The 15,626-nt window shown below is 63.3% G+C and carries 13 protein-coding genes and 1 pseudogene; 7 read left to right on the top strand and 7 right to left on the bottom strand.

Translation table 11 applies throughout. The annotated features are described in order from the left end of the window. Position 1: 1 nt before the first annotated feature. Entirely contained in the window at positions 2–541 is a 540-nt protein-coding gene (locus JQ611_RS03395; protein WP_212264931.1) for a PaaI family thioesterase, read from the bottom strand. 158 nt (positions 542–699) lie between these two features. On the opposite strand from JQ611_RS03395, the gene JQ611_RS03400 reads away from it, so the two are divergent. Continuing rightward, a complete protein-coding gene (locus JQ611_RS03400; RefSeq protein WP_212264932.1) occupies positions 700–1,470 on the top strand; it encodes an enoyl-CoA hydratase in 771 nt (256 codons plus the stop codon). Between the two features lie 14 nt (positions 1,471–1,484). Then, positions 1,485–2,651, top strand: a complete 1,167-nt coding sequence (gene solA / locus JQ611_RS03405; protein ID WP_212264933.1) for an N-methyl-L-tryptophan oxidase — start codon at positions 1,485–1,487, stop codon at positions 2,649–2,651. Between the two features lie 57 nt (positions 2,652–2,708). Here the strand turns inward: solA and JQ611_RS03410 are convergent, their stop codons facing one another. Then, complete coding sequence (locus JQ611_RS03410) at positions 2,709–3,524, bottom strand: enoyl-CoA hydratase/isomerase family protein (RefSeq protein WP_212264934.1); 816 nt, start codon at positions 3,522–3,524, stop codon at positions 2,709–2,711. A gap of 121 nt (positions 3,525–3,645) precedes the next feature. Here JQ611_RS03410 and JQ611_RS03415 point away from each other — a divergent pair, with 121 nt between their 5' ends. The 4 genes and pseudogenes from JQ611_RS03415 (at position 3,646) to JQ611_RS03430 (ending at position 8,302) form a co-directional block, all read left to right on the top strand. Next, entirely contained in the window at positions 3,646–5,316 is a 1,671-nt protein-coding gene (locus tag JQ611_RS03415; RefSeq protein WP_212464512.1) for an FAD-dependent monooxygenase, read from the top strand. Further along, positions 5,313–5,498 carry a DUF2783 domain-containing protein gene (locus JQ611_RS03420; RefSeq protein WP_192739698.1) on the top strand — a complete coding sequence of 62 codons (186 nt, stop codon included), beginning with the start codon at positions 5,313–5,315 and terminating at the stop codon, positions 5,496–5,498. The genes JQ611_RS03415 and JQ611_RS03420 overlap by 4 nt, the downstream gene beginning before the upstream one ends. A gap of 200 nt (positions 5,499–5,698) precedes the next feature. Then, a complete protein-coding gene (locus JQ611_RS03425) occupies positions 5,699–6,892 on the top strand; it encodes an acetyl-CoA C-acyltransferase (RefSeq protein WP_212464513.1) in 1,194 nt (397 codons plus the stop codon). 113 nt (positions 6,893–7,005) lie between these two features. Then, positions 7,006–8,302, top strand: a pseudogene (locus JQ611_RS03430) (MFS transporter). Between the two features lie 3 nt (positions 8,303–8,305). Here the strand turns inward: JQ611_RS03430 and JQ611_RS03435 are convergent. The 3 genes from JQ611_RS03435 to JQ611_RS03445 all read right to left on the bottom strand — a co-directional run bounded on the left by JQ611_RS03435 (position 8,306) and on the right by JQ611_RS03445 (position 11,633). Then, a complete protein-coding gene (locus JQ611_RS03435; RefSeq protein WP_212464514.1) occupies positions 8,306–9,658 on the bottom strand; it encodes a carbohydrate porin in 1,353 nt (450 codons plus the stop codon). A gap of 25 nt (positions 9,659–9,683) precedes the next feature. Continuing rightward, complete coding sequence (locus tag JQ611_RS03440) at positions 9,684–10,712, bottom strand: transporter (RefSeq protein WP_409411249.1); 1,029 nt, start codon at positions 10,710–10,712, stop codon at positions 9,684–9,686. A 138-nt stretch (positions 10,713–10,850) separates the two neighbouring features. Beyond that, entirely contained in the window at positions 10,851–11,633 is a 783-nt protein-coding gene (locus JQ611_RS03445) for an acetoacetate decarboxylase (RefSeq protein ID WP_212388766.1), read from the bottom strand. 226 nt (positions 11,634–11,859) lie between these two features. Here JQ611_RS03445 and JQ611_RS03450 point away from each other — a divergent pair, with 226 nt between their 5' ends. Then, positions 11,860–13,023, top strand: coding sequence for a patatin-like phospholipase family protein (locus JQ611_RS03450; protein WP_212264942.1), 1,164 nt, complete (start codon positions 11,860–11,862; stop codon positions 13,021–13,023). A 132-nt stretch (positions 13,024–13,155) separates the two neighbouring features. On the opposite strand, the gene JQ611_RS03455 is transcribed toward JQ611_RS03450, so the two are convergent. Both JQ611_RS03455 and JQ611_RS03460 read right to left on the bottom strand, forming a co-directional pair. Next, positions 13,156–14,715, bottom strand: a complete 1,560-nt coding sequence (locus JQ611_RS03455; protein ID WP_212464515.1) for an acyl-CoA carboxylase subunit beta — start codon at positions 14,713–14,715, stop codon at positions 13,156–13,158. After that, on the bottom strand, positions 14,645–15,622 hold the full coding sequence (locus JQ611_RS03460) for an IclR family transcriptional regulator (protein ID WP_192739702.1): 978 nt from the start codon (positions 15,620–15,622) through the stop codon (positions 14,645–14,647). The genes JQ611_RS03455 and JQ611_RS03460 overlap by 71 nt, the downstream gene beginning before the upstream one ends. Positions 15,623–15,626: the final 4 nt, after the last annotated feature.

The raw sequence follows: 15,626 nt of genomic DNA on the forward strand, positions 1-15,626 counted from the left end.
CCTATTTCGTCTTAGGCCCCTCGCCGATCATCGAGAAGGTGGCGGTCGCGTGCACTGCAAGATTGCCGGCGCCGTCGCGGACAAAGCCTTCGGTATAGCTGGTCTGGCGGCCGAGTTTTATGATTTTGCCTTCGGCCGAGATCTTGCCCGACTTGACCGAGAGCGGTCGCAGATAGGTCAGCTTGAGATCGAGGGTCACCGCGCCCTGCCCGGCCGGAAGCATGGTCGAGATCGCACAACCCATGGCGGTATCGAGCAGAGCTGCCGCGGTTGCGCCGTGCAGCAGACCGATGGTATTTTCCAGGCTCTCGTGCGGTTGGAGTTCCATCACGATCCGCCCCGGTTCGACAGTGCGAAGGCGGAAATCGATCAGGCGGGCCATCGGCGGTTCCGGCAGCACGCCGTCGCGGATCGCGCACATCGCCTCCATGCCCGTCATCCCTGCGGCGGCCTTCGCGGCCGGCCCCGGCGCCTGCCAGTCGACCACGCGCTCCCGGCGCATGGCTGAAGAAAACAGGTCGGCGGTATCAATCGCGCTCATGGCAACTCCTTTTAGATGACGATTGTCATATTATATGGCCGACCGTCGCCGCGCAACGCCTCTCGCCTGCCTGCCCTTGACAATTCAGCGCATTGTCCGGGAAGTGGCGTGAACCGTGCCATTGAACCCAAAAACCAAAACCAATCAGAGAAAATCAGATGGAAATGCTCAATCCCCATTGCGGTATCGACCGCGATCCGCGCGGCGTGGTGCGGCTGTCGATCTGCAACGCCGGTTCGCTGAACATCCTGAGCTCGGCCGTCACATCAGGCGTACGCGAAGGCTTTGAGAAACTCGCCACCGATCGGACCATTCGCGCGGTGATCCTGGCCGGCCAAAGCGAGAAGAGCATGATCGGCGGCGCCGACATCAAGGAAATGGCAAAACTCGACCAGAAATCCGCCGAAGCCTTCATCACGCGGCTGCGCGACCTCTGCGAAGCCGTGCGCCAATTCCCGGCGCCCGTGATCGCGCGGTTGCCGGGCTGGTGTCTCGGCGGCGGCCTTGAAGTCGCGGCTGCCTGCGATTTCCGGATTGCCGCGCACGACGCCCATTTTGGCATGCCGGAGGTCAAGGTCGGGATTCCCTCGGTGATCCACGCAGCACTCTTGCCGCGGCTGATCGGCTGGGGCCGCGCCCGCTGGCTTGTCATGACGGCCGAAAACATCGACGCGCCGACGGCGCTGGCCTGGGGACTGGTCGACAAGGTCGCGCCGGCCGGCGGCCTCGATGACGCGGTCGAGCATACGGTCAAGGCGCTGCTCGAATGCGGAGCGGAAGCGCTGCGTTCGCAGAAGGCGCTCATGCGACAATGGGAAGAGCTGCCGCTGACGGAATCTGTCAATCTTAGCGTTGGCGTATTCGGGCAGTCCTTCCTGACCGGCGAACCGCAGCGGATGATGCAGGGATTTCTCGACCGGAAGCGATAGGCGCAGGAGAAGAAATGGAACGGTCGTTCGACGCAATCGTACTCGGTTTGGGAGCAATGGGCTCCGCCGCGACTTACCAGCTGGCCAGTCGAGGCGCCTCCGTTCTCGGGATTGATCAGTTCAAGCCGCCTCATGAGTTGGGTTCGACGCACGGCGATACCCGAATTACGCGTATCGCCTGCGGCGAGGGTCCCGAGTATTCGCCATTTGCCCAGCGGTCGCACGAGATATGGCGCGACATCGAGAGCCGAACCGGTCGGGATCTTTTCACCCAAAATGGACTGCTGGTGATCTCAGGCAAGGGTCAGCGTGCAGCTGGACATGAAAATCCGGAATTCCTCAAGACCACGGTGGCAGCGGCCGACGAGGCCAGGATCCACTACGAAATTCTGGATGGCAAAACGATCAAGGAACGTTTTCCCGCCTTCAATGTCAACGACGACGACGAAGCCTATTTCGACGAGGTCAGCGGCTTTGTGCGACCTGAATCATGCGTCGAGGCACAGCTTCAGCTCGCGGCCACCTCGGGCGCCGTGCTGCGCTTTTACGAGAAGGTGCTCAAATTCGAACCCGATGGCGACGGCGTGCAGGTGACGACAGGCGTCAGCACCTATCGCGCCAAAAAACTCATCGTAACCGCTGGTCCATGGATCAACCAGGTATTAGGCCTGGATCGGCAATTCAGCATAACACGGCAGGTGCTTTACTGGTTTGGCCTGAAAAACCAGCACCAATACCCGGAATTTCTTCCAGAGCGATTTCCGGTTTACATCTGGCAACTTCCGGCACCCCAGAGCATCTACGGCTTTCCATTGATTGGCCACCCCGAACAAGGGGTGAAGATCGCCACCGAGCAGTATGTCGATACTACGACGCCCGACACGGTTCGCCGGAGCGTTGATCCAGACGAGATCACCAGGATGTTCAGAACCTATGTCGGGCCGTTCTTCCCCGGCCTCGACGAAAATTGCGTGAAGGCGAAGGTGTGCCTTTACACCTGTGTGAAGAACGCCCGATTTATCATTGACCATCACCCCGACATGAAGAACGTCATCATCGCCTCGCCGTGCTCGGGACACGGGTTCAAACATTCCGCAGCTGTTGGAGAAACCCTTGCGCAGATGGCGCTTGGTCAATCACATCTGGACGTAAGCAAGTTCTCGTTTTCAGGCGCTATCTGAGATCCCGGCGCGCTTCGCCGCAAAAGGCGGCCACGTCACGACAATTTATCCCCCGCCTCAACGGCCCTCGAATTTCGGCTCGCGCTTCTCCATGAAGGCATTGATGCCTTCCTGCATGTCCTGCGTCTTGAACAGCGGCAGGAGCTGCAGATAGACGTGGTGCACATGGTCCGGGAATGTTTCGTTCAGCCCCATCCGCATCATCCGCTTGGCGGCCTGCACCGCCAAAGGCGCATTGGCGGCAATCTCCCGCGCCACCGCACGCGCCCTCCCCATCAGATCCGCATCAGGAACCACCTCGTTGGCGAGTCCCCATTCGAGGCATTCGCGCGCGCTGAGCGTGCGCCCGGTAAAGATCAGTTCGGAGGCCTTGGCCCAACCAATCATGCGCGGCAGGAACCAGGTGCCGCCGGACTCCGGTACTACCCCGCGCTTGACGAAGGCGGCAGCCAATTTGGCGGATTCCGCCATGATGCGGATGTCGCAACCGAGCGCGGTATCCATGCCGTAGCCCGCAGCGCCGCCGTTGACGGCGCAGATCGTCGGCTTGTCCATCGCCTGCATCACCGTCGGCGGCGTGTTGCGCAGGTCGAGCGAGGTGCTCGATGAGGCCGAGCTGAGCCCATCCCCGCTGCGCTCCTTGCGCAAATCCAGCCCCGCGCAAAAGGCCCGCCCCTTGCCGGTCAGGATCACGCAGCGCACGGCCTTGTCCTCATTGGCCCTGATCAGGAGGCGCGTCAGGTCGTTCAGCATCGGCCCGGAGATGGTGTTCATACGCTCAGGCGCATTGAGCGTGATGACCGCAATACCCTCGTCGACCTCGTAGAGAACTTCGTTGGATTCCGTCTGCTCGCTGCGGGCTGGCTGATTCATCGTACGGCCTTCTTTCAATCGTGAAGGTTGTTCGCGTTCGACACATGCTGCCTTGCCATCCCGCTTCTTTCAAGCTGTAGTCGGCGTGAACAAGGAACCGGATGAACAAAGCGGGAAACGCATGAGACCTGCCGGCAAGGGGCCGCTGGATTCGCTCTACTTCAACTATCCGATCTTTCCGGCGCGGCGCGTGCCCGAACTGGACGGCGTGGCCGCTCGCCATCCCGTTGCGATCGTCGGCGCCGGCCCGATCGGGATGACGGCAGCGCTGGTGCTGGCGCGCTACGGCGTTCGCAGCGTGCTGATCGATCGCAAGGACACTTTCAACGACGGCAGCCGCGCACTCTGCATCGCCCGGCCGAGCATGCATATCCTGGAACGGATCGGCGCGGTCGCGCCCTTCCTCCAGAAATCACTGGGATGGCGCTACGGCCGCAGCTACTACCGCGGCGAGCAGATCTTCCGGCTCGAGATGCCGCATCCGCCGAATGAAAAATATCTGCCGATGTACAATCTGCAGCAGCAGTATATCGAGCAATATCTGCATGACGCGGTCGCGGCGTGCGACCTCATCGACATGCGCTGGCAGAGCGAGCTTTCCGACATCAAGCCGAACGCGGATGGCGTTTCGATCGGCATTGCCTCGCCCGCCGGCAACTACCGCCTCGATGCCGGGTATGTCCTGGCCGCCGACGGCGCGCGCTCGCCGATCCGATCGCAGCTCGGGTTGCGGATGAAGGGCGACAATTACGAAGGTCGCTACGTGATTGCGGATATCCGCATGGATCACGATTTCCCGACCGAACGCCGGGCCTTCTTCGAGCCGAGTGGCAATCCCGGCGGCACGGTGCTGATCCACAAGCAACCGGAAGGGATCTGGCGCATCGACTACCAGCTTCGCGAAGGCGAAAGCGAACAGGATGCGATGCGCGAGGAAAACATCCGCGCCCGCGTCGGCGCCATCCTTGGTGACATCGGCCACGACAGACCGTGGGAACTGGAATGGTGGAGCGTCTATTCCGCCAACACGCTCTGCCTTGACGACTACCGGCACGGCCGGGTGTTCTTCATCGGCGACGCCGCGCATGTCGTGCCGATTTTTGGCGTGCGCGGGCTGAACAACGGCCTCGCGGATTCCGAAAATCTCGGCTGGAAGCTGGCGCTCGTCCTCAACGGCGAGGCGGACGAAACGCTGCTCGACAGCTATTCGCCGGAGCGCCGCGGCGCCACGCTGGACGTGTTCGCCAACGCCACCAAGAGCACGCGCTTCATGACGCCGCCGACCCGTGGCTGGCGGCTGGCGCGCGAGGCGGCGCTCTCGCTGAGCCTGAAGCACGAATTTCCGCGTGGCCTCGCCAATCCCAGGCAGATGCAGCCCTACACCTATTCCGAGAGCCCGCTGACACCCTATGCCATCAGAGATGCCGAGTTTACGGGTGGCCCCGTCTGCGGCAGCGTTGCGCCGAACGCGAAGCTTCCCGACGGCAGTCATTTGCTGGATCAGGCCGGCATTGGCATGACTGCCATCCTGTTCTGCCGGGGCGCGCCGTCCACCGACGACATCATGCTCCTCGACCGGCTTCGCAACACGGACAAGCGCCTTGCCGCACTCTTGATCGGAACCAGTCACATCAGCGATGCCGACGGCGAGATTGCTCGCCTGTACGCGGCGGCTCCCGGCACGCTCTATCTGCTGCGTCCCGACCTGCATGTCGCCGGGCGATGGAAAACGATCGCCGCAAATGAGGTGCTGCGGACTGCCGCCTTGTGCCTCGGGAGGGCCAGAGCATGAGCACGATGCCATCAGCGGATTTCGAAACCGCCTATGAGACGCTCGCAACGGCCATCGATTCGGCCGGGCCCGAGCGGGAGGCGCTGTTCCTGACCCGGCTGGCGCTGGTGCTCGGCCATGAACTCGGCGATATCGCCGTGTTCCAGAACGCCATCCGGACGGCGCTCGACGGGCTGGAATAGCGCGTAGCCGCTCCACATCTCCTGCTCGATCACCGGATCAATTCTGCTCATCCGATCGCAGGATCAATTCTGCTCATCCGATCGCGATATTTTCTCATGGAATGATCCACCCATTTCCGTGAGATCATCCGTTGCAATTTTTGCAGCGCATCATATGATGTTCATAATCTTATTATCCGAACATCCCTGGGAGTTCCGCCATGGCCGCCTCCGATCCCGTCGTCATCCTGTCCGCCGCCCGCACCCCGCTTGGCCGCTTCATGGGCGAATTGTCGCCCTTCAGCGCCCACAAGCTCGGCTCGCACGTGATCGGCGCGGCGCTGGAACGCGCGAAACTGGCGCCGGAGCGGATTGACGAAGTGTTCATGGGCAATGTGCTGCCGGCCGGCCAGGGCCAGGCGCCGGCGCGTCAGGCCGCGCGCGGCGCCAAGCTGCCGGATGCCACCGGCGCCACCACCGTCAACAAAGTGTGCGGCTCCGGCATGAAGGCCACCATGCTGGCGCACGACATCATCAAGGCGGGCTCGGCCGAGATCGTCCTGTCCGGCGGCATGGAGAGCATGTCGAACGCGCCCTATCTGCTGAGCAAGGCGCGCGGAGGCTATCGCGCCGGGCACGACCGGATCATCGACCACATGATGATGGACGGGCTTGAGGACGCCTACGAGACCGGCCGCTCGATGGGTGATTTCGGCGAGGCCACCGCGGAAGCCTATCAGTTCACCCGCGCCGATCAGGACGCCTACGCGATCGAGACGCTGACGCGCGCCCGCAAGGCGGTCGAAGGCGGCGCGTTCAGGGCCGAGATCGTGCCGATTACCGTCAGCGAGAAGACCGGTCCGCGCGTGATCGCCAATGACGAGCATCCGCTCAAGGTCGATCCCGCCAAAATTCCCGGGCTGAAGGCGGCGTTCCGCACCAACGGCACGATTACGCCCGCCGCCTCCTCCGCCAATGCCGACGGTGCCGCGGCGCTGATCCTGGCGCGGCGCTCGCTCGCCGATCGCGAAGGCCTGCGGGCGTTCGCCGAGATCAAGGGCCACGCCACCCACAGCCAGGAGCCGCAATGGTTCACCACGGCGCCGATCCCGGCGATCCGGAAGCTGCTCGACAAGGTCGGCTGGAGCGTCGGCGATGTCGACCTGTTCGAGATCAACGAGGCGTTTGCAGTGGTGGCGATGGCGGCGCAGCGCGACCTCGGGATTCCCCGCGAGAAGCTGAATATCAACGGTGGCGCCTGCGCGCTCGGTCATCCGATCGGCGCCACCGGCGCGCGCCTGATCGTCACGCTGCTGCATGCGCTGGAAGCGCAGAACCTGAAGCGCGGCGTCGCGGCGCTCTGTATCGGCGGCGGCGAAGCCACCGCGATCGCGGTCGAGCGCATCGTGCATTAGATGCATGTCCGAAAACGAGGGAAGTTCAGCATTTATGTCGCTAGGCGTTTGTGTCAGGATGTGGTGCTCCGCCACATCCTGCAAACCTTCCAATTGAATTTTTCAGAGGCCCAATGATTTCGAACTGGCTCTCCGCCGCCCTCGCCCGCCGCAACATCCATTATGGCTGGGCGATGGTCGGCGTGACCTTCTTCACCGCGCTGATCTCGGCCGGCACCGTTGGCGCGCCCGGCGTGTTCATCGTGCCGCTGCAGGAGGAATTCCACTGGAGCGCTGCCGAGATCTCCTCGGCGCTGTCGATCCGCTTCATCCTGTTCGGGCTGATGGCGCCGTTCGCGGCAGCCCTGCTGAACCGTTACGGCCTGCGCAACATGTCGCTGTTGTCGTTGCTGATCGTCGGCACAGCGCTGATCGCGTCGCTGTTCATGACCCAGGTCTGGCACCTGATGCTGCTGTGGGGCGTCGTGATCGGTCTCGGCACCGGCATGACCGCGCTGGTGCTCGGCGCCACGATTTCGGCTCGCTGGTTCGTGGCGCGACGCGGTTTGGTGGTCGGCATCCTCACCGCGAGCGTGGCGACGGGCCAGCTCGTGTTCCTGCCGCTACTCGCCACGCTGACGCAGCATTACGGCTGGCGGACCGCGCTGGGATTGATCTGCGTGATGCTCGGCCGCGGCCTTTGCCGTGGCGATGATCATGCGCGACCGCCCGAGCGACCTCGGTTTGCGTCCATACGGCGATACGGGCACCGAGCCGATCGCAGCGCCGCCGCCGAGCAACGCGCCAATCATGGCCGCGGCGCTCGGCACCTTGCGCGACGCCTCGAAGACGAAAGTGTTCTGGATCCTGTTCGGCACCTTCTTCATCTGCGGCGCCAGCACCAACGGCCTGATCCAGGTGCACCTGATTCCGATGTGCTTCGATTACGGCATCCCGCAGGTCCAGGCCGCGAGCCTGCTTGCCGCGATGGGCATCTTCGATTTCGTCGGCACCATCGTGTCCGGCTGGCTGTCGGACCGCTACGACAATCGCTGGCTGCTGTTCTGGTATTACGGCCTGCGTGGGCTCTCGCTGCTGTTCTTACCCTTTACGGATTTCTCGTTCTACGGCCTGTCGGTGTTCGCGGTGTTCTATGGACTGGACTGGATCGCCACGGTGCCGCCGACGGTACGCCTGACCGCGCAGCGGTTCGGAGCGGAACGCGCCAATCTGGTGTTCGGCTGGATTTTCGCCGGCCACCAATTGGGCGCCGGCGTCGCGGCCTTCGGTGCGGGCCTGTGGCGGACGGTCTCTGGGACCTACCTGCACGCGTTCTTCGCCGCCGGTGCGCTCTGCATCGTCGCGGCCCTGATCACGCTGGCGATCTCGCGGCCGGCGCCGAAGCCGGCGGCGGCAGTGGCGCCGGCGTAAAGCTCAATACGTGATGGTGGCGCGAACACCCACCATCACGCCGTCCTTGATGCGCTTGGACTGCGTCGGATCGTTCGGATCGGGTATGCCGCCGCCGGGATGCGCGATGTACTGCACCACCGGCTGTAACAGGAAGCCCGGCCGCACTTCGTGCTGATAGGTGATCTCCAGGATCGCCTCATAATCGCGCACCGGGTACGGCGTGCCGGTAAAGATCTGCGTGTCGCGGTCGAGCGCGCGGGCGCGGTCGGATATTCGCGCATAGGTCCCGGCGATCCCGAACCTGTCGTTCGGGCGCTGGGTACTGAAACCAGTGAACAAAAAGCCGCCATCGATATAGGCGCTGACCAGGTTGCGGTCCGACGGGCTCATCGAGGCACGCATGAAGAAGGCGATGCCCTTGTCGGAGCCCGGCGACGCGCGCATCAACAACTGCTCGTAGACCATGAACACGCCGGGATTCCGCCGCCGCCATGCGGTCTCCCCATTGCTGTTGGGATCGGCCAGCGAAAGGCCATCGGCGGAGAACCGCTGATCCGGAAACGACTTTATGTGGTACCAGCCGCCGCCGGTGATCGTCCCGGGCAGCCGGCTTTCACCAAGTTCAACTTTGTATTTGAGCTGGGCGATCCACCACGGTGGATCGCTGACGCGAAACAACAGCCCGTGGGGATTCTTGATCTGCGGATCTTCCGGCCCTGGTGGAGCCGAGTCGCCGTTAAACAGCGCGAAGTACGCCGTGAGCCGGTCCGTGAGTTCGGCTTTCACCCTGATGCCCATCACCGAGAGTGGTGGCGACGGCCCGCCGCTCGGCAAATTGATGCCGGCATGGCCCGGCCAGCCCAGCGCCGAATTGACGAAGATGTCGTCATAGGAACTGTCGATGAACTCGATGTCGGACGCCTGCTGCCCGACACGGACGGCGAGCTTGCCGCCAAGCAGCTTCTGCTCGACCCAGAATTCGTAGAGCCGCGTGGCCGGCAACGCCTCGACGCCGCTGGCCAGCATCAGATTGCCGATATAGCTGCGGGACAGCCCGTCGCCGTGGATCTGGAACATGTTGGCGTGGAAGCTGGCGCCGGTCCAACCCGCCACCTTCTCCAGATCGATCGTGGTGCCCAAATCGAGACGGCCGGTGTAGATCGCCCCCGTCCGCATGCCGCCGGAGATATTGGCGAGCCCCTCTCCGATGTAGATCAGACTGAACTGATAGCCGGCATCCGCCAAGGCTTCGCGCGCGTCCTGTGGCGTTTCCTTTGGCTTCGCCGGAGCGATGTCGGCATACGCGACCGGTGCGAGTACAAGACAGGCCGCCGTCGCGAGCAAGGTGACGGCGCGGGAAAGAACGCTGTACATGGTGTCGATACCGCCGCCGACTGCTCTATTTGAAGAAGCCTGAGCGGCGCATGGCGAGATAGGCCGCACCGGCGACGCCAACCATGATCGCCGCCGCCCACAAAAATCCGGTTTCGGTGTCGGTGAGCGGCAGGCCCTTGGTGTTCATGCCGAAGATGCCGGTCACCAGCGTCGGAGGCAGCAGCATCGTCGTGACGATGGACAGCGTGTGGAGGTGCCGGTTGCTCTCCTCCTCCATCTTGAAATGTATTTCTTCCTCCAGCAGGCGGCTGCGCTCGCGCAGTTCGACGATATCGTGGTCGAGGCCATCGAGCCGCTGCGCCAGTTTTCCGGCCTGAAGCCGCAGCGCCGGGCTGAGGTGTTCAACGCTCTTCTGCTCGAGCCGGTGGAACAGCACGCGCAATCCCGCCAGCTGCCGGTGCAAACGCACGCAGGTCCGCCGCGACCGGCCAAGTGCTGCGCGCATTTCCGATCTTGTCTCGCCTGCGAGAATCCGCTCCTCGATATTGTCGATTGCGGTGCCGATCTTGTCGGCCATGCGGTCCATGGTATCGGCGACCTCGTCGACGATCTTCTCCAGCAATGCGGCGACGGTATCGACGCGATGACCGCTCTCCAGCACACGGCGAGTGGAATCGACGGCGCAAAGCGCCTGATGCCGGCCACTGATGAGAAGGCGCTCGGTCATCGCGAAGCGAAGAAATCCGGTTTCCTCGGTCGCGGTGTCGATGGCACGAACGAGATCGGAGAACACCCCGTAGACGCAATGGTCCGAGATGTGGAGTTGCTGATAATTGTCTTTCGACAGTAGCAGCTCGCGCGCCGGCAGTGGCACGTCCACACCCGCCAGCCACGACCGCGCCCTCGCGTCGGTCAGATTAAAGTGCAGCCACAGCCGCCCGTCATGGCTGAATTCGATCGGCACGTTGATCGGCAGCGGCTCGGCGCTGCCATCGCTGTGCAGGCGAAACACCCACACCAGTCCCGGGATAGCCGAAGCGGCATCCAAGACCGGCGCACCCGTCCCCGTTGCAGGCTCGGCCAACGTATCCATCGAAGACATCAGCAGCCCCCGCCAAACCCTGCGCAGCGGCCATAGGAGAACTCAGCCGCAGCGGCCCTCGTGCATGCCAGGCGATTCAATTGCACTATTGTTACAGTTTGATGTCACCGAAGAGATCGCTCTCGCCGCCTACTCCGCGGCGAGACCGGTTACCGCTGCCTGTTCGACTTCCTTGTTGTAGTCGTGAACCACGCGGCCGAACGGCAACGTCAGGTCGGCCAGGAAATGATGGGCGCCGACCACCCGGCGCACCGGAAAATCCGCCACCGGCGCGTTGACGTGCGGCACCAGATGCAACCGCCCCGGCCCGATCCATGAGCCCTTGACGACGATGTCGGTGAGATTGATCGCGACGAGCTGACAGATCTCGAGGCGGCCATCGACGCCCGGGATCATCTTGAGATTGATCTGCGTCTTCGACAGCGTGGCGCGCGTGATTTCACCATTGCCGGCCATGCTTTCGTGCTTGTAGCCCATGGTGCCCATCGCCACGAGCTGGCCAGCATATTCCAGCGTGCCGGTGAAGGTGTCCTTGACGATCTCGAGTTTGGGGTGTGCGTATTTCTTCGGAAAGCCCCAGATTTCGCGCCCCGCTGCGATCGGCGGATCGTCGTCGAGATACATTTGCGAGACGAAATTGACTTCCTCGCCATGCAGCCGCGCCGGGATGACCAGCCCGGATTCGGTGTAGCTGCCGAAGCCGGAACTGTCCGGCATCTTGATCCATTCATAGTGCACGATCGGCTGATCGACCGGCTCCAGCGGCTCGGGCAATCCCGCACGGATCAGTTCGGGATCGGTCTCATAGGTGATGACGAGGAATTCGCGGTTGACGAAACGATACGGACCGGCGGGATAGCTTGGCCCTGCGGCCGGCATCGACGGAAACTTGAGCAAGTCTTCCCTGCGCATTGCAATCCCCTGCTGAAAATCGTCCTGCCGATTGCTAGCGGCCGAAATTGACAGGGATGTGAGGGATTTCCTTCAGCGTCATGACCGCAAATTTCGGCCTCCGTTTTTCGAACACGTCAATGCTTCAGGCGCAGGCAAAACGCGAGGCGGCAAAAGCCGATCGACACATTTGTCATCATCGCGTCACCAGCGCGCGGAATTGTCGGGCAGTTTTGGAGTAATGAACATGGACGCGCGAACCCCACATCTCGAACAGACCATCCATGCGCGCGGCTGGCGGCCGGAGCGCTGCGACCGCGTTGCGCTGGTGCTGCAGGGCGGCGGCGCGCTCGGCGCCTATCAGGCCGGCGTCTATCAGGCCCTGCACGAGGCCCATATCGAGCCGGACTGGGTGTGCGGAGTGTCGATCGGCGCGATCAATTCGGCGATCATCGCCGGCAACCCGCCGGAGCGCCGGCTCGAACGCTTGCAGATTTTCTGGGACCGCATCACCAGCCGCAAGATCTGGCACTACACGCCGGACGGCGACATCTATCGCAAGGCGCGCAATTTCGCGAGCTCGCTCATGACGACGTCGCTGGGCCAGCCCGGCTTCTTCACCCCGCACATGACCAACCCGTGGCTCAGCGCCACCGGCGCCCGGACGGCGACGAGCTATTACGACACCGAGCCGCTGCGCCAGACGCTGCTCGAGCTCGTCGATTTCGACATGATCAACGACAAGCGGATCCGGTTTGCGGTGGGCGCGGTCAACGTGCTGTCAGGCAATTTCATTTATTTCGACAACGCCCATGACGAGATCATTCCCGAGCACATCATGGCGAGCGGCGCGCTGCCGCCGGCCCTGCCGATGGTGAAGGTCGGCACCGACCATTTCTGGGACGGCGGCATCGTCTCGAACACGCCGCTGCAGCATCTCTTGGACCAGGAGGACAGCCTCAATTCGCTGGTGTTCCAGGTCGACCTGTTCAGCGCCCGCGGAGCCTTGCCGCGCGACATCCAGGACGTGATGGCCCGGCACAAGGACATCATGTATTCCTCGCGCACGCGCCACAATACCGACGTCTACCGCAAGACGCACAATCTGAAAGCGCGCCTGCACAAGGCGCTGTCACGAATTCCCGACGATCAGCTGTCCGACGAAGAGCGTCAGATCAAGGCCAGCATCGGCAATCTGCCCGAGATCGCGATCCTGCAACTGATCTACCAGCAGAAGGCCTATGAAGGCGACGCCAAGGACCACGAATTCTCGGGCACCTCGATGCGCGAGCACTGGATGAGCGGCCACGAGGACACCAAACGCACCCTGAAGCGCCGCGACTGGATCCGGATGCCCGACGAAGGCATGGGTATTGTGATCCACGACGTGCATCGGGAGAACGAGGCGTAGCTCGACTATCGTCATTGCCGGGCTTGACCCGGCAATCCATCTTTCTTCGAATGAATCGCGATTGTCCGCTAGCGCGGGCGATGGATACGCGGGTCAAGCCCGCGTATGACGACTTGAGTGCGCGGCAACCACCTACGGCCTGATGGCCATGTTCGTCGCCGGCCCCGTCGTGAGGACCCGTTCAGCCAGCCGCGCGAATTCGCACAATAGCGAGCGCGTCTTGCGGGGATCGATCACTTCCTCGACCCAGAATTTTTCGGCCGAGCGGAACGGCGAGCGCAGCTTGTTGAGACGGTCCTCGATCTCTTTCAGCTTTGCCGCCGGGTCTTCCGCGGCATCGATGTCGGCGCGATAGGCGGCCTCGATGCCGCCCTCGAGCGGCAGCGAGCCCCAATAGGCCGAGGGCCAGGCGTAACGCATCGAATAGCGGTTGGCCGGCTGGTGCACGACGCCGGCGACGCCGAAGGCGTTGCGCACGATGATGGTGCACCAGGGCACGGTGCTCTGGTTGACGGCGGCCATCGCGCGCACGCCGTGCCGGATGGTCGCCGACTTCTCGGCCTCGAGCCCGATCATGAAGCCCGGGCAATCCATCAGATAGACCACCGGCAGATGGAAGGTTTCGGCGAAGTCGACCCAGCGCACCACCTTCTGGCAGGCCTCCGCCGTCCACGACCCGCCATAGTGGAAGGGATCGCTGGCGAGCAGCAGCACCGCGCGGCCTTCGAGACGCGCGAGGCCCGTGATGATCGGGCGGCCGAAATTGGCGTTGACCTCGAAGAACGAGCCCTTGTCGACGACGGCGTCGATGATCGGGCGCATCTTGTAGACCTGACGGCGGTTGCGCGGTACCGCCTTCATCAGCACTTCCTCGGCGCGCTCCGGATCGTCGGTGCAGGGCGTGGTCGGCGGCAGCTCGTAGACCGATGACGGCAGATAGGACAGGAAGCGCCGGGCGCGCTCGAACGCCTCTTCCTCGGTATCGACGGCATCGTCCACACCGCCGGCGCGGGTCTGGATGTCAGCGCCGCCGAGTTCCTGTTTGGTCAGGTCTTGGCCGAGACGCTTCACGACCGGCGGCCCCGCGACGAACATCGCCGAGTTCCTGGTCATGACCGAATAATGGCTCGCCGCCAGCCGCGCCGCGCCGAGGCCCGCGACCGAGCCGAGGCCGAGCGCCACCACCGGCACGCGCGCCATGTTCGCCGTCGTGAACCAGTACCAGCGCGTGCCGCCGACGCCGCCCGGCAGATTAGCGGCCCCTCGCGTCTCGATCGTCTTCACCGAGCCGCCGCCGCCCGAGCCTTCGATCACGCGGATGATCGGCAGGCGGAAATCATGCGCCATCTCCTCGGCCATCAGCGGCTTGGCGGAGATCGAGGCGTCGGCCGAGCCGCCGCGCACGGTGAAATCGTCGCCAACGACGACCACCGGACGGCCTTCGACCTTGGCCCGGCCGAACACGCAGTTCGCGGGCGTCAGGTGCTTGAGTTCGCTGTTCTCGTCATATTCGGCGATGCCGGAGATGGCGCCGATTTCGTGGAAGGACTTCTGGTCAACGATCTTGTCGATGCGCTCCCGAACGGTGAGCCGGCCCTGGTCATGCTGACGCTTGACCTTGTCAACGCCTCCCATCTCGCGCGCGAACGCTTCGCGCCGGGCGAGGTCGTCGAGTTCCGGCTTCCAGTTCATTCGTATCCTCCGCCTTGATGATTTTATTATTGTTATGCACTGACACCGGAAGCGCTTTTCTTTCCAGCCGGTTGGTGAAGATGTCGCCGTCGGCGCCTTCGAGCAGACCGCCGAGCGCAGCCCCCAGTTCGACCATCACCGGCGCCACGTCGCGGTGCACCCGCTTTTCATCGAACATCGCGGACAACAGACCGATCGTCGCGACGACGTAGGTTTGATATTGCGGCGACCACAGCGGCACGGCGCAACCGTTGATGTGCGGGCTCCAGGTGCCGCAGGCCACGACATAGCCGTGTTCGCGCAGATGACGGCGATTGTCCTCGATGCGCGACTTCAGCATCCGCGCGCTATCCGGCATCTCGCGTTCCATTTCCACGATGAGCGCATCGCCGACATCGTCGTCGAGCGCCGCGGTGTAGGCGTGGCCCGCCGCCGTGCTCGCCATCGCAATGCGGCTGCCGGTGGTCTCGTGCAGGCCGAGCGCATTCGCGGCGCGGGCGAACTCGAGATAGACCAGTTGAAAACGATCGGGGATCACGAAACCGACGGTGCCCGGCAATTGCTCGGCGACATCCTGCAACCGCAACCGGATCAGATTGCGCAGCTGCAATCCCTTCATCATCGAGGTGCTCATCGCCACCGCGCTCGGGCCGATGCGGTACTTCTGGTCGCGCGGCAGATAGACCAGCTGACCCATCCGCGTCAGCGTGTGCGTCAACCGCGACACCGTCGATCGCGGCAGACCGCAGCGATTGGAAATTTCGAGATTGCCGAGTCGGGCTTCGTGACCCTCGAAGCAGCGCAGGACATCGAACGCCCGCGACACCACTTGGATCACATCGCCCTCGCCCGCCAGATCGCTGGCAAGCATTCCCTGTTTGCTAAGCCGCTCTGAGCGCCTTCCCATATTT

This window comes from Bradyrhizobium sp. AUGA SZCCT0182, assembly GCF_018130185.1.
Taxonomy (GTDB): Bacteria; Pseudomonadota; Alphaproteobacteria; order Rhizobiales; family Xanthobacteraceae; genus Bradyrhizobium.